Source organism: Rubrivivax benzoatilyticus JA2 = ATCC BAA-35 (genome assembly GCF_000190375.1).
Classification (GTDB): domain Bacteria; phylum Pseudomonadota; class Gammaproteobacteria; order Burkholderiales; family Burkholderiaceae_C; genus Rubrivivax; species Rubrivivax benzoatilyticus.
The window spans coordinates 18,353-30,787 of sequence record NZ_AEWG01000059.1; the positions used below are offsets into that span (position 1 = coordinate 18,353).

Consider the following 12,435-nt stretch of genomic DNA (forward strand, 5'->3'; position numbering starts at 1 on the left):
CCGAAGGCCGGGGTCAGGTCTCCCGCGAAGGCCGGGGAAGTCTGGGGTCAGGTCTCCCGCGCGAAGTCCGGGGTCAGGTCTCCCGAGACCTGACCCCTATGGGCCGCCCGATGGGCCATGGACCTGACCCCGATGGGCCTGCTCAAGGTCTGCCGCGTCGCCTGACGCGGCGCGCGCATACCCGCCTGCGGCCTGGTCGTACCGGGGGTGCCGCGGGGGGCAGTGGCTAGAATCTTTCGCATGTCCGGCGCGCGTCGCGTGGCCGGACGCCCTCTATTCACTCCGCGGGAAGACCACCATGCCACTCGTCTCGATGCGTCAGCTGCTGGACCACGCCGCCGAAAACGGCTACGGGATCCCGGCCTTCAACGTCAACAACCTCGAGCAGGTGCAGGCCGTGATGGAAGCGGCCAAGGAAGTCGGCGCGCCGGCCATCCTGCAGGCCAGCGCCGGGGCCCGCAAGTACGCTGGCGAGGCCTTCATCAAGCACCTGATCCAGGCCGCCGTCGAAGCCTTCCCGACCGTGCCGCTGGTCATGCACCAGGACCACGGCCAGAGCCCGGCGATCTGCCGCGGCGCCATCGACCTGGGCTTCGGCTCGGTGATGATGGACGGCTCGCTGATGGAAGACGGCAAGACGCCGTCGAGCTACGAGTACAACGTCGACGTGACGCGCAAGGTCGTCGCGATGGCGCACGAGGTCGGCGTCACCGTCGAAGGTGAACTCGGCTGCCTGGGCTCGCTGGAGACCGGCGAGGCGGGCGAGGAGGACGGCATCGGCGCCGTCGGCAAGCTCGACCACTCGGCGCTGCTGACCGACCCCGAGCAGGCCGCCGACTTCGTCAAGCAGACCCAGCTCGACGCGCTGGCGATCGCCATCGGCACCAGCCACGGCGCCTACAAGTTCTCGCGCAAGCCCACCGGCGACATCCTGGCGATCTCGCGCGTCAAGGAGATCCACCTGCGCATCCCGAACACCCACCTCGTGATGCATGGCTCGTCGTCGGTGCCGCAGGACCTGCTGGCGCTGATCAACCAGTACGGCGGCGAGATGAAGGAGACCTACGGCGTGCCGGTCGAGGAGATCCAGGAAGCCATCAAGCACGGCGTGCGCAAGATCAACATCGACACCGACATCCGCCTGGCGATGACGGCCGCGGCGCGCAAGTTCATGGCCGAGAATCCGTCGAAGTTCGACGCCCGCGAGTGGCTGAAGCCGGCGCGCGAGGCCGCCAAGCAGATCTGCAAGCAGCGTTACCTCGAGTTCGGCTGCGAAGGCCAGGGCGCGAAGATCCAGCCGGTGCCGATGGCCGAGATGGCCCGCAAGTACGCCGCGGGCACGCTGGCGCAGCTCGTCAACTGATGATTTTCGTGGCGGCGGCAGCGTCCGTCGCCGAGACGAAGAGGGGGCCGCGACCGAGGCCCCCTCGTGCATTTTCAGCCCCACACTTTGAGCGCGGGTCGCCCCGCGAGAGCGCATGAGCACAGCCCTGTACCAGTCGGATCTCCACTCTCTGCCGCTGCTGGCGCGCGGCAAGGTGCGTGACAACTACGCAGTGGGCGAAGACCGCATCCTGATGGTCGCCAGCGACCGTCTCTCGGCCTTCGATGTCGTGCTCGATGACCCGATCCCGGGCAAGGGCGAGCTGCTGACGCGCATGGCGCTGTTCTGGTTCGACAAGCTCGGCTCGATCGTGCCCCATCACCTGACCGGCGAGGATCCGTGCTCGGTCGTCGCCGCCGACGAGGTGGCCCAGGTGCGCGGCCGCTCGATGCTCGTCAAGCGCCTGAAGGGCCTGCCGGTCGAGGCCGTCGTGCGCGGCTATCTCGCCGGCTCCGGCTGGAAGGAGTACCAACAGAGCGGCACCGTCTGCGGCGTCGCGCTGCCGCCGGGGCTGAAGAACGCCAGCCGCCTGCCCGCACCGATCTTCACGCCGGCCACCAAGGCCGCCGTTGGCGACCACGACGAGAACATCCCGTTCGAGCGCATGGAGCAGATGATCGGCGCCGAACTCGCCGCCCAGGTGCGCGAAGTCTCGATCCGCCTGTACGAGGCGGCCGCGGCGCACGCGCTGACGCGCGGCATCATCATCGCCGACACCAAGTTCGAGTTCGGCCTCGACGAGCGCGGCACGCTGACGCTGATGGACGAGGTGCTGACGCCCGACTCCTCTCGCTTCTGGGAGGCCTCGGGCTGGGTCGAGGGCGAGAACCCGCCGAGCTACGACAAGCAGCCGGTGCGCGACTGGCTGGAGACGGCCACCGTCGACGGCCAGCCCTGGAACAAGCGCGCCCCGGCGCCGCGCCTGCCGGCCGAGGTGGCCGCGGCCAGCACCGCGCGCTACGCGCTCGCCTGCGAGCGCCTCACCGCGCCCGCGTGACGCCATGAGCCGGCTGCTCGCCCGTCTGGACCACGAGCTTGCCGGCTGCCGCGATCCGCTTCGGCGCGCCGAACTGGCCGCCGAACGCGGCTGCTACTTGGCGCGGGTCGGCGACATCGCCGCCGCGCAGCTCGTCGCAGCGCAACTGCGGCGCGAGCACGGCGACGGCCGCGCCAGCCGCATCGCCGTGCGCATCATGCTGCTCGAAGGGCTGATCCTGTTCTTCGACAACATGGATCCGCTGGCCACCGACCGCATCCTGCGCGCCCACACCGTCGCGCTCGCCTGGCGCCACGACGACCTGATCCGCCTCACCGCCGCGTGGCTGGGGCACATGCAGTTCGTGCGCGGCGACTTCGACGCGATGCTGAAGGCTTTCGAGCCCTGCTTCGACCGCCCCGGCGCCTGCCTCGAGGCGAGCAGCCGGGTCTGCGTGCTGATCGGCAGCGCGCACCAGTTCGCCGGCCAGCCTCAGGCCGCACGCCCCTGGTACGAGAGGGCCCGCCGCGAGGCGATCACGCTGGGCGACGACGCGACGATCGGCGCGCTGGTCTACAACCGCCCGGCGATGTCGCTGGTCACGCTGCGGCTGGACGCGCTGCGCGGGCGGCTCGATGCCGACGAGCTGCAGATGGCCGGCATCGGCGTCGAGTCGGCCTACGCCTACTGCCTCGGCGCGCATCAGCGTTCGCTGATGCAGCTGAAGGATGCCTGCCGTGCGCGCGTGGCCCTGCTCGGCGGCGAGCCCGCTCGCGCGCTCGTGATCTACGACGAGCTTCTGCGGCAGCAGGACACCCGCTTCGGTTTCCATGCCGACCGGCTGATGCTCGAGATCGAACGCGCCGCGTGCCTGCTGGACGTTGGCCGCGACGGCGATGCCCGGCAGGCGCTGGACCGGCTCGATCCGGCGCTGCACGCGGGCCTCGCGCTCGAGGACCAGCTGCTGTTCCTGCTGCAGCATGCGCGCCTGTCCCGGGCGCTGGGCCACCCGGAGCGCGCCGAGGCCTGGGCCAGCGTCCTGGCCGATGTCCAGGGACGGTACGATTCCGAGATCGGCCGCCTCAAGGCCGGGCTCGCTGGGCTGCATCCTTCGCGCCTGGCGGCCTGACGCCGGCGGGGGCACCGCCGGTTCGTGCGAGGATGGCGGTTTGCGCCATCCACCCCTGATCTGCAAGGAATCGTTCTCTTGAGTTCCCTCGACACCCCGGCGCGCCTGCCGCGCGTGGCCATCGTGCTCGGCTCCTCCAGCGACTGGGAGACGCTGCGCGGCGCGGCCGAGCTGCTGCAGGAGTTCGACGTGCCCTACGAGGCGCGCGTGCTGTCGGCGCACCGCATGCCCGACGAGATGTTCGCGTTCGCCGAGACGGCGCGCGAGCGCGGCCTGCGCGCGATCATCGCCGGCGCCGGCGGCGCCGCGCACCTGCCGGGCATGGTCGCGGCCAAGACCACGGTGCCGGTGCTCGGCGTGCCGGTGGCCAGCCGCCACCTGCAGGGTGTGGACTCGCTGTACTCGATCGTCCAGATGCCCAAGGGCATCCCGGTGGCGACCTTCGCGATCGGCGCTGCCGGCGCGGCCAATGCGGCGCTGTTCGCCGTGGCGATGCTGGCCGCCGACGACGAGGCGCTGCACGCCAAGCTCGCCGCCTTCCGCGTCCGCCAGACCGAAGTCGCGCGCGCGATGACGGCCGATCTCAAGTGAACGCGCCGCTGCTCCCCGGTGCCGCGCTCGGCGTGATGGGCGGCGGCCAGCTCGGCCGCATGTTCGTGCACGCCGCGCAGACGATGGGCTACCGCACCGTCGTGCTCGAGCCCGACGCCACCAGCCCGGCCGGGCTCGTCGCCCATCGGCACGTCGCCGCGGCCTACACCGACGCTGCGGGCCTCGCCGAGCTGGCCTCGGCCTGCGACGCGGTGACGACCGAGTTCGAGAACGTGCCGGCCGATTCGCTGCGCACGCTGGCCGAACGGGTGCCGGTCGCGCCGGCTGCCGCCGCGGTCGAGATCTGCCAGGACCGCGCCGCCGAGAAGCGCCACTTCCAGCGCTCCGGCGTGCCCTGCGCGCCGTTCGCGACGATCGAGCATGAGGCCGACCTCGCCGCCGCCGCCGCGCTGCTGCCCGGCATCCTGAAGACCGCGCGCCTGGGTTACGACGGCAAGGGCCAGGCCTCGGTCGCGACGACCGAGGAATTGGCCGCCGCCTGGCAGCGCCTGGGCCGCGCCGCCTGCGTGCTCGAGAAGCGCCTGCCGCTGGCGCTGGAGCTCAGCGTCATCGTCGCGCGCGGGCGCGACGGCGCGCTGGTGCATCTGCCGGTGCAGCAGAACCTGCACCGCGACGGCATCCTCGCCGTCACCCAGGTGCCGGCGCCGGGCGTGTCGCCCGAACTCGCCGCCCAGGCCGTCGACTGCGCCGGCCGGCTGGCCGCGTCGATGGACTACGTCGGCGTTCTCTGCGTCGAGTTCTTCGTGCTCGCCGACGGCAGCCTGGTCGCCAACGAGATGGCGCCGCGGCCGCACAACTCCGGCCACTACAGCCTGGACGCCTGCGACGTCTCGCAGTTCGAGCTGCAGCTGCGCACGCTGGCCGGGCTGCCGCTGGCCGCACCGCGCCTGCATTCGGCGGCGGTGATGCTGAACCTGCTCGGCGACCTGTGGTTCCCCGATGGCACGGCCGAGCCGCGCACGCCCGACTGGGCCGGCGTGCTGGCGCTGCCCGGCGTCGCGCTGCACCTGTACGGCAAGACCGACGCGCGCCGTGGCCGCAAGATGGGCCACCTGACCGTCACCGCCGCCGACGCCGAGAGCGCCCGCGCGACGGCGCTCCGGGTCTGCGAGTGCCTGGGCCTGCCGGCCTTCTGAGGACGACGATGCCGATCCTCGACGGAACCAAGCCCGCTTCGATCACCAGCGCCGCCGAACGCTTGCGCGACGGCGGTCTGGTCGCCTTCCCGACCGAGACCGTCTACGGCCTGGGGGCCCGCGCCGACCGCGACGTCGCCACCGCCGCGGTGTTCGCGGTCAAGGGCCGCCCGGACGACCACCCGCTGATCGTGCACGTCGCCGACGCGGCCGCGGTCACCGAGTTCGCCGAGCCGCCGGGGCCGGTGGCCCAGGCGCTGATGGCGCGCTTCTGGCCCGGGCCGCTGACGCTGATCCTGCGCCGCCGCGAAGGCCGCGGCGAGGCCGCCGCCGGCGGCCAGGACACGATCGGGCTGCGTCTGCCTTCGCATCCGGTGGCCCTGGCGCTGCTGCGTGAGGCCGCGCGCCTGGGCGTGCCCGGCGTCGCGGCGCCGAGTGCCAACCGCTTCGGCCGCGTCAGTCCGACGACCGCCGCGCACGTGGTCGGCGAGTTCGGCGACGGTCTGCTGATCGTCGACGGCGGGGCCTGCGAGGTCGGCATCGAGTCGGCGATCGTCGACTGCTCGGGCGAACGTCCGGCGCTGCTGCGTCCGGGCGCGCTCGACCGGCGCGAGATCGAGGCCGTGATCGGCGCGCCGCTGGCCGCGGCCGGTGCCGATTCGCCGCGCGCGTCGGGCACGCTCGAGTCGCATTACGCGCCGGCGGCCCGGATCCGGCTGCTGGACACGGCGTCACTGATGGCCGTCCTGCGGAAACCGGTGCCAGCGGGCGTCGCGGTATATTCCCGCGTCGTTCCGCCGCCGGGTTCCAGCGTGCAGCACCGGCCGATGCCGGCCGATCCCGCAGCCGCCGCGCACGAACTGTTCGCGGCCCTGCGCGGCTTCGATGCCGGTGGCGCGTCGCTCGTCTGGGTCGAGCAGCCGCCGGCGGGTCCCGAGTGGGACGGCGTGCGCGACCGTCTGACGCGCGCCGCCGCCTGACCCCAGCACCTAGCCGCTTCCGTTTCGGAGTCCTCATGTCCCTCTTCCTGAATCGCGGCCGCCTCCTGCGTCGCGTGATCGGTGGCGTCGCCATCGCGGCAGCGCTCGTGGCCTGTGGCGGCGGCACCTCGCAGTACGACGCCTTCGACCCGGGCCGGGTGATCGTCTTCGGCGACGAGAACAGCCTGCTGACCTCCGGCGGCAAGCGCTGGAGCATCAACAGCGTCACCGTCGACAGCACGACCTCGGTCGAGACCTTCTCGTGCACCGGCAACCCGATCTGGGTGCAGCGCCTGGCGGGCAACTACGGTTTCGTCTTCGAGCAGTGCGACCCCGAGAACGGCAACGTCAAGGCCTTCTTCCGCGCCACCGAGAACGCGCGTGTCGCCGACCTGCAGGCGCAGATCGACGCCCAGGTGGGCGACGGCGGCTTCCGCGACAAGGATCTGGTGGCGGTGATGGTCGGCGCCAACGACATCCTCGACCTGTACCGGGCCTATCCGACGCGCAGCATGTCCGACCTGAAGGACGACGCGGCCGCCCGCGGCAAGGCCCTGGCGCGCCAGGTCAACAAGATCGTCGACCTGGGCGGCAAGGTCATCCTGTCGAACCTGCCCGACATGGGCCTGTCGCCCTACGCGCTGGCCGAGAAGGCCGCCAACACCGACGTCGACCGCGCGGCCTTCATCTCCGCGCTCGTGCAGTCCTTCAACATCTCGCTGGGCACCAACATCCTGATCGACGGCCGCTACATCGGCCTGGTCCAGGCCGACACCCGGATCCAGGTGATGAAGAAGTCGCCGGGCAGCTTCAACCTGAGCAACGTGAAGGATGCGGCCTGCCTGACGACCGCCGAGTTGCCGGATTGCAACAGTCAGACGCTGGTCGAAGGGGCCACCAGCAGCTCCCACCTGTGGGCCGATGCCTGGCACCTGGGGCCGCGTGGCCACTACGAAATCGGCCGCATGGCGATCGATCGCGCCGAGAACAACCCGTTCTGAGCCGTCGCGGCCGCAGGCCGCTGCCCGGGTTTCCTCTTCGCAGAGTCGGCCCGAGCCCGCTTATAGTCGCCTCGCCAAAATAGAACGAACGTTCGTGACGGGCGTTCGAATACATCAGGAAAGCGGGGCAGACATGATGAAGATGCGCAGAGGCGTGCTCGCGGCCGCCGTCAGCGCGGCATTGCTGGCGGCATGCGGCGGCGGCAATCCCGATCCGGCCAGTGACGGCCCTTCCGGCGCACCGACGACGCTCGGTTCGTTCACCGCGGTCGTCTCGTTCGGCGACAGCCTGAGCGACGTCGGCACCTATGCGCCGAAGACCGGCCCGCTGGGCGGCAAGTTCACGACCAACCTGGCCGGCACCGACGGCTACATCTGGGTCGAGCATGTCGCCGACGCGCTGGGGCTGGCGGTCACGCCGGCGATGACCGGCTTCGCCGGCCTGCCGAGCACCGACTGCCCGGCCGCGAACAACACCTGCACCGGCTTCGCCCAGGGCGGCTCGCGTGTCACCAACCCGGTCGGCATCGGCCGCGACGGCGGCGCGCTGACCGTCCCCGTTGTCACGCAGATCGACAACTACCTCGCCAGCGAGCGTTTCGGCCACACGTTCAAGGACACCGACCTGATCCTGATCTGGGCCGGCAACAACGACGCCTTCGTGCAGCTGAACACCTTCGCCACGACGGTGCAGGCGATCCAGGCGCAGGTCATCGCCGGCGAGATCAGCGCCGAGCGCGGCAACAAGCTGATGTACGACGCGCAGAGCGCCGCGCAGGAGGGCGTGAAGGAAGCCGCGCTCGAGCTGGCCGGCTACGTGAAGACCAAGATCCTCGCCAACGGCGGCAAGTACGTCGCGATCGGCAACCTGCCGAACTCGGCGCTGACGCCCAGGTTCCAGGCCTACCCGGCGAGCATCCAGGGCGTGCTGAAGACCATCACCGAGACCTTCAACTTCTGGCTCAAGGCCGGTCTCGACGGCCAGCCGGTGCAGATCCTCGACATGGCCGCCATCGGCGCCTCGGTCTACGCCAACCCCGGCAGCTGGAACATCACGACGCCGGCCTGCAGCGTCCAGAAGATCTTCGACTTCACTGGCGAGGCCATCAAAGACGGCTCCTCGCTGTTCTGCAACGCGACGCCCGGCTTCCCGTTCAACGGCCTCGTCGACGGGGCCGATCCGTCCACGTGGTTCTTCGCCGACGGCGTGCACCCGAGCACCGGGGGCCACGCGTACTACGCCCGCCAGGTCCTGGCCCAGCTGAGATCGTTTGGCTGGATCGCCGCGGACGACTGACGACGACGCGAACGCCACGACAAGGAATCACGACATGAACAAGACGATTCGCGCGCTGGCGGTGCTGGCGCTCGCGGCCGGTGCCGCGGGCCTGGCCCAGGCCCAGGACTACAAGCTCAACGTCCTCAAGGCCGGCATCACGCGCTACGACACGCATTCCCAGACCAACGGCGTGACCGGCCTGGGCGTGCCGCCCGGCGCCGACGCCAACACGACCGACGCGACGACGGCGGTCTTCATCTACGAGCGCATGGTGTCGCCGAACATCGGCGTCGAACTCGTGCTCGGCATCCCGCCGAAGATCGAGGGTTACGCCGACGGCTCGGTGGACTACCTCGGCAAGGTGGTCGAGGCGCGCTCGGTGGCGCCGACGCTGCTGTTCAACTACCACTTCGGCGCGCCGGCGGACAAGTTCCGCCCGTACGTCGGCCTGGGCATCAACTACACCCACTTCGCCAAGCGCAAGTCGCCCTACGGCTGGAAGATCCACATGGAAGACTCGTGGGGTCCGGCGGCCGAAGCCGGCTTCTCCTACAAGCTCGACCAGGACTGGGGCGTGTTCGCCAGCGTCGCGGTCATCAAGGTCAAGAGCGAGCTGGTCGGCGAAGGCGCCGCGGTCATCAAGACCACGGTGAACTACCGCCCGGTGGTCTTCACCGGCGGCGTCAGCTACAGCTTCTGATCGCCCGGCGGGGCGCGCCGCGCCCCTGCTGCACGAGGCCCGCCGGCAGCGCCCGCGGGCCTCGTGTCGTTTCAGGCGCCGCCGTCGCGGCGTGTGCGGCGCTGCCGGCGCTCGATCGTGATCTTGAGCGTCAGGATCGTCGCCGCCAGCGCCAGCGTCGCGGCGTTGGCGACGATGATCGGCCACTCGCCGAGCGCGATGCCGTAGGCCAGCCACAGCGCCACGCCGGTCGTGAACACGCCGTACATGCCCAGCGAGATGCCGCTGACGTCGCGTGTGCGCAGTGTCAGCAGCGCCTGCGGCACGAAGGCCGCGGTGGTCAGCGTGGCGGCGAGGTAGCCGATGGCGTCGGCCAGCGTCATGGTGCGGCGGCCGCGCCGGCGTCGCGTGCGGTCCATTGCAGCAGGGCCTCGAAGGCCGGGCGTGCGGCAGCGGCGTTGGGGTGCTGCAGCAGCGCGACGAAGGCGTAGCGCCGGCCGCTGTCGGCGAGCACGTAGCCGGCCAGCGCCGCGACGTCGCGCAGCGAGCCGGTCTTCAGGTGCGCGCGGCCCGGCGTCAGCGCCTTGGCGCGGCGCATCGTGCCGTCGATGCCGGCCACCGGCAGCGAGGCGACGAACTCCGGCATCGCCGGGCTGGCGTAGCCGCGCTCCAGCAGCCGCGCCAGCAGTCCGGCGCTGAGCCGGGTCGTGCGCGACAGCCCCGAGCCGTTGTCGATGACGGTGCCCGGCGGCAGCGGGCCGAGCGCCTGGTCCAGCCATTCGGCGAGGGCGCTGCGTGCGCCGGCGGCGTCGGCCGGCAGGTCGGGGCGGCGCTGCAGCGCCAGCGTGCGCGTGATCTGCTCGGCCATCGTGTTCTGGCTGAGCTTGTTCATGTCGCGCAGCAGGTCGGCCAGCGGCGGCGAGCGCAGCTCGAAGCTCGGCGCGGTGTCGCGTGGTGCGCTGCCGGCGCGTGCACGGCCGGCCAGGCGTCCGCCGGCCTCGGCCCACAGCGCTTCCAGCAGCCGCGCGTCGTAGCTCGCCGGGTCGGGGTCGGCGACGTACCAGGCCAACTCGCCGCAGGCCGCCGGGTAGCGGCCGGCAAAGCGCACCGCCGGGCCGAAGCTCGCGCCCAGCGCCGTGCGCCAGTCGCTGCACGGGGCGGCCGACAGCGGCACCGTGGCCTGCACCGGGGTGCGGGCCAGCGGCGGGTCGGCGATGACGCGCGCGACGCCGGCGCCCGGGTCGGGCACGAAGGTGTAGCCGACGGTGCGAAAGCTCGCCAGCAGCGCCGCCGGCTGCACGTTGTACGGCCGGGTGGCGTCGCCGTCGAAGTCGCCAGGCGCCGCCTCGGGGGCGACGAAGGCCGAGCCGTCGAGCACGATGTCGCCGCGGATCTCCAGCACGCCCATCTGGCGCACGCGGCGCAGCGCGGCGCGCAGCCGGTCGGCGCTGAGCTGCGGGTCGCCGCGGCCCTGGAGGACGAGCGAGCCGTCGAGCACGCCGTCGCGGATCTCGCCCTGCAGCCAGACCGGCGTGGTCCAGGTCCAGCCGGTGCCCAGGCGTTCCAGCGCCGCCAGCGTCGTCACCAGCTTGGTCACCGAGGCCGGGTTCAGCGGCAGCTCGGGCTGCCAGGCCAGGCGCGTCGGGCCGGCCGGCAGCTCGCGCACGACGACGGCCAGCGCCGAGGCCGGCACGCCGGCGCGCTCGAGCGCCGCACGTGCCTCGGCGGGCAGCGCCTGCGCCCGCGCGGCCAGCGCGGCGACCGCGAGCGCGAGGCAGGCGAGGGCACGCGGCAGGGTCATCCGGCGATGATCGCACGGCTAAACTCGCCCGATGCCCGATCCGTCCCTCCCGCCCGGCAGCGTGGCCGCGGCGAGCCCCGAGACGGCGCGTCTGCTCGCCTTCGACACCTCCACCGAACGCATGGCCGTCGCGCTCGCCGCGCCGCACGGCGCCTGGACCGCCGACGAAGCCGGCGGCGCGCAGGCGTCCGCGGCGCTGCTGCCCACCGTGCAGGCGCTGCTCGCGCGCGCCGGGCTGGTGCTGGCCGAGGTCGACGCCATCGCCTTCGGCCGCGGCCCCGGCGCCTTCACCGGCCTGCGCACCAGCTGCGCCGTCGCCCAGGGCCTGGCGTTCGGCATCGGCTGTCCGGTGCTGCCGGTCGACAGCCTGCTGATCGTTGCCGAGGACGCGCGTGTGCAGCTTGCCCCCGAGGCGGCCGAGTTCGAGGTCGACGTCGCGATGGACGCGCGCATGGACGAGGTCTACGCCGAACGCTGGCGCTGGGCCGACGGCCGCTGGCACGAGCTCGTCGCGCCGGCGCTGTACACGCTGGAGGCATTCGCCGCGATGGCCGCCGGCAGTGGCGGCGTGGTGGCCGGCAGCGCGATCGCCGCCTTCGGCGAGCGCCTGGGCCTGGCGCCCGGGCGCGCCGTGGTCGCCGCCGAGCACGACCGTCCCGCGGCGCTGCTGCGCCTGGCGCGCGCCGCCTGGGCGGCCGGCGAGGGTGTCGACGCGGCGCTGGCGCTGCCGCTGTACCTGCGCGACAAGGTCGCGCTGACGACGCGTGAACGCGAGGCCGTGCGCGCCGCGAAGGACGCCGCGGAGGCTTCGCGTTGAGTGCCGCGACGCTGCGCGCGATGAGCTTGTCCGACCTCGACGCGGTCCTGGCCGTCGAGGCCCGGGCCTACGAGTTCCCGTGGACCCGCGGCAACTTCGTCGACTCGCTGGCCGCTGGTTACGAAGCCTGGGTGCTGGAGGCCGACGGCGTGCTCGCCGGCTACTACGTCGCGATGGTCGGCGTCGACGAGATGCACCTGCTCAACGTCACCGTCGCGCCGGCGCTGCAGCGCCGCGGGCTGGGCCGGCGGCTGCTCGACGAGCTCGACGCACGCTGCCGCGTGCTGGCGCTGCCCGTCGTCTGGCTCGAGGTGCGCGCCGGCAACGAGCGCGCGATCTCGGTCTATCTGCGCCGCGGTTTCGCGCCGGTCGGGCGCCGGCGCGGCTACTACCCGGCGGCGCAGGGGCGTGAAGACGCGATCGTGATGAACCGGCGCGTGCCGCAGGAGGCCGGCGATGTGGTCTGAACGCCAGGCCGCGATGCTGCGGGCGATGGGCCTGCGGCTGTGGCAGCCGCCGGTCCTCGACGCCTCGGCCCCGCCGGCAGAAGCCGCGGCGGCCGAGGCGCCGGCACCCGTGGTCGAGGCGGTGCCGGTGGCGGGCGTGGCGCTGCGTTCCGAGCCGCGCCCGGCGGTGCCTCC

General features: G+C 72.4%; 13 protein-coding genes and 1 pseudogene. 12 read left to right on the forward strand and 2 right to left on the reverse strand.

The annotated features are described in order from the left end of the window. The first annotated feature begins 298 nt into the window (after positions 1 to 298). The 9 genes from fba (at position 299) to RBXJA2T_RS06235 (ending at position 9,197) form a co-directional block, all read left to right on the forward strand. Positions 299 to 1,363 (forward strand): class II fructose-bisphosphate aldolase, encoded by a 1,065-nt coding sequence (gene fba / locus RBXJA2T_RS06195; protein WP_009856477.1) that lies wholly within the window; start codon positions 299 to 301, stop codon positions 1,361 to 1,363. 115 nt (positions 1,364 to 1,478) lie between these two features. Then, positions 1,479 to 2,381 (forward strand): phosphoribosylaminoimidazolesuccinocarboxamide synthase, encoded by a 903-nt coding sequence (locus tag RBXJA2T_RS06200; protein WP_009856478.1) that lies wholly within the window; start codon positions 1,479 to 1,481, stop codon positions 2,379 to 2,381. A gap of 4 nt (positions 2,382 to 2,385) precedes the next feature. Next, positions 2,386 to 3,489 carry a hypothetical protein gene (locus tag RBXJA2T_RS06205; protein ID WP_009856479.1) on the forward strand — a complete coding sequence of 368 codons (1,104 nt, stop codon included), beginning with the start codon at positions 2,386 to 2,388 and terminating at the stop codon, positions 3,487 to 3,489. A 78-nt stretch (positions 3,490 to 3,567) separates the two neighbouring features. Further along, positions 3,568 to 4,080 carry a 5-(carboxyamino)imidazole ribonucleotide mutase gene (purE, locus tag RBXJA2T_RS06210; RefSeq protein WP_009856480.1) on the forward strand — a complete coding sequence of 171 codons (513 nt, stop codon included), beginning with the start codon at positions 3,568 to 3,570 and terminating at the stop codon, positions 4,078 to 4,080. Further along, positions 4,077 to 5,237 carry a 5-(carboxyamino)imidazole ribonucleotide synthase gene (locus RBXJA2T_RS06215; RefSeq protein ID WP_009856481.1) on the forward strand — a complete coding sequence of 387 codons (1,161 nt, stop codon included), beginning with the start codon at positions 4,077 to 4,079 and terminating at the stop codon, positions 5,235 to 5,237. The genes purE and RBXJA2T_RS06215 overlap by 4 nt, the downstream gene beginning before the upstream one ends. A gap of 8 nt (positions 5,238 to 5,245) precedes the next feature. After that, the gene (locus tag RBXJA2T_RS06220) at positions 5,246 to 6,217 is read left to right on the forward strand and encodes an L-threonylcarbamoyladenylate synthase (RefSeq protein ID WP_009856482.1); all 972 of its coding nucleotides are present in this window, start codon (positions 5,246 to 5,248) and stop codon (positions 6,215 to 6,217) included. A gap of 35 nt (positions 6,218 to 6,252) precedes the next feature. After that, positions 6,253 to 7,218: an SGNH/GDSL hydrolase family protein gene (locus tag RBXJA2T_RS06225; RefSeq protein WP_009856483.1), complete on the forward strand. Its 966-nt coding sequence runs from the start codon at positions 6,253 to 6,255 to the stop codon at positions 7,216 to 7,218. A 136-nt stretch (positions 7,219 to 7,354) separates the two neighbouring features. Then, the gene (locus RBXJA2T_RS06230; protein ID WP_029718602.1) at positions 7,355 to 8,515 is read left to right on the forward strand and encodes an SGNH/GDSL hydrolase family protein; all 1,161 of its coding nucleotides are present in this window, start codon (positions 7,355 to 7,357) and stop codon (positions 8,513 to 8,515) included. Between the two features lie 34 nt (positions 8,516 to 8,549). Further along, positions 8,550 to 9,197: an OmpW/AlkL family protein gene (locus RBXJA2T_RS06235; protein ID WP_009856485.1), complete on the forward strand. Its 648-nt coding sequence runs from the start codon at positions 8,550 to 8,552 to the stop codon at positions 9,195 to 9,197. A 71-nt stretch (positions 9,198 to 9,268) separates the two neighbouring features. On the opposite strand, the gene RBXJA2T_RS06240 is transcribed toward RBXJA2T_RS06235, so the two are convergent. Both RBXJA2T_RS06240 and dacB read right to left on the reverse strand, forming a co-directional pair. Beyond that, the gene (locus RBXJA2T_RS06240; RefSeq protein ID WP_037290234.1) at positions 9,269 to 9,559 is read right to left on the reverse strand and encodes a SemiSWEET transporter; all 291 of its coding nucleotides are present in this window, start codon (positions 9,557 to 9,559) and stop codon (positions 9,269 to 9,271) included. Further along, positions 9,556 to 10,977: a D-alanyl-D-alanine carboxypeptidase/D-alanyl-D-alanine endopeptidase gene (dacB, locus tag RBXJA2T_RS06245; protein WP_009856487.1), complete on the reverse strand. Its 1,422-nt coding sequence runs from the start codon at positions 10,975 to 10,977 to the stop codon at positions 9,556 to 9,558. Before dacB ends, RBXJA2T_RS06240 begins: the two co-directional genes overlap by 4 nt. A 31-nt stretch (positions 10,978 to 11,008) precedes the next feature. On the opposite strand from dacB, the gene tsaB reads away from it, so the two are divergent. The 3 genes and pseudogenes from tsaB to RBXJA2T_RS06260 form a co-directional block, all read left to right on the forward strand. Next, positions 11,009 to 11,794, forward strand: a complete 786-nt coding sequence (gene tsaB / locus RBXJA2T_RS06250; RefSeq protein ID WP_009856488.1) for a tRNA (adenosine(37)-N6)-threonylcarbamoyltransferase complex dimerization subunit type 1 TsaB — start codon at positions 11,009 to 11,011, stop codon at positions 11,792 to 11,794. A 20-nt stretch (positions 11,795 to 11,814) separates the two neighbouring features. Next, complete coding sequence (gene rimI / locus RBXJA2T_RS06255) at positions 11,815 to 12,261, forward strand: ribosomal protein S18-alanine N-acetyltransferase (RefSeq protein ID WP_029718604.1); 447 nt, start codon at positions 11,815 to 11,817, stop codon at positions 12,259 to 12,261. Continuing rightward, positions 12,251 to 12,435, forward strand: a pseudogene (locus RBXJA2T_RS06260) (uracil-DNA glycosylase); the annotation flags it as partial. The gene rimI and the pseudogene RBXJA2T_RS06260, both read left to right, overlap by 11 nt.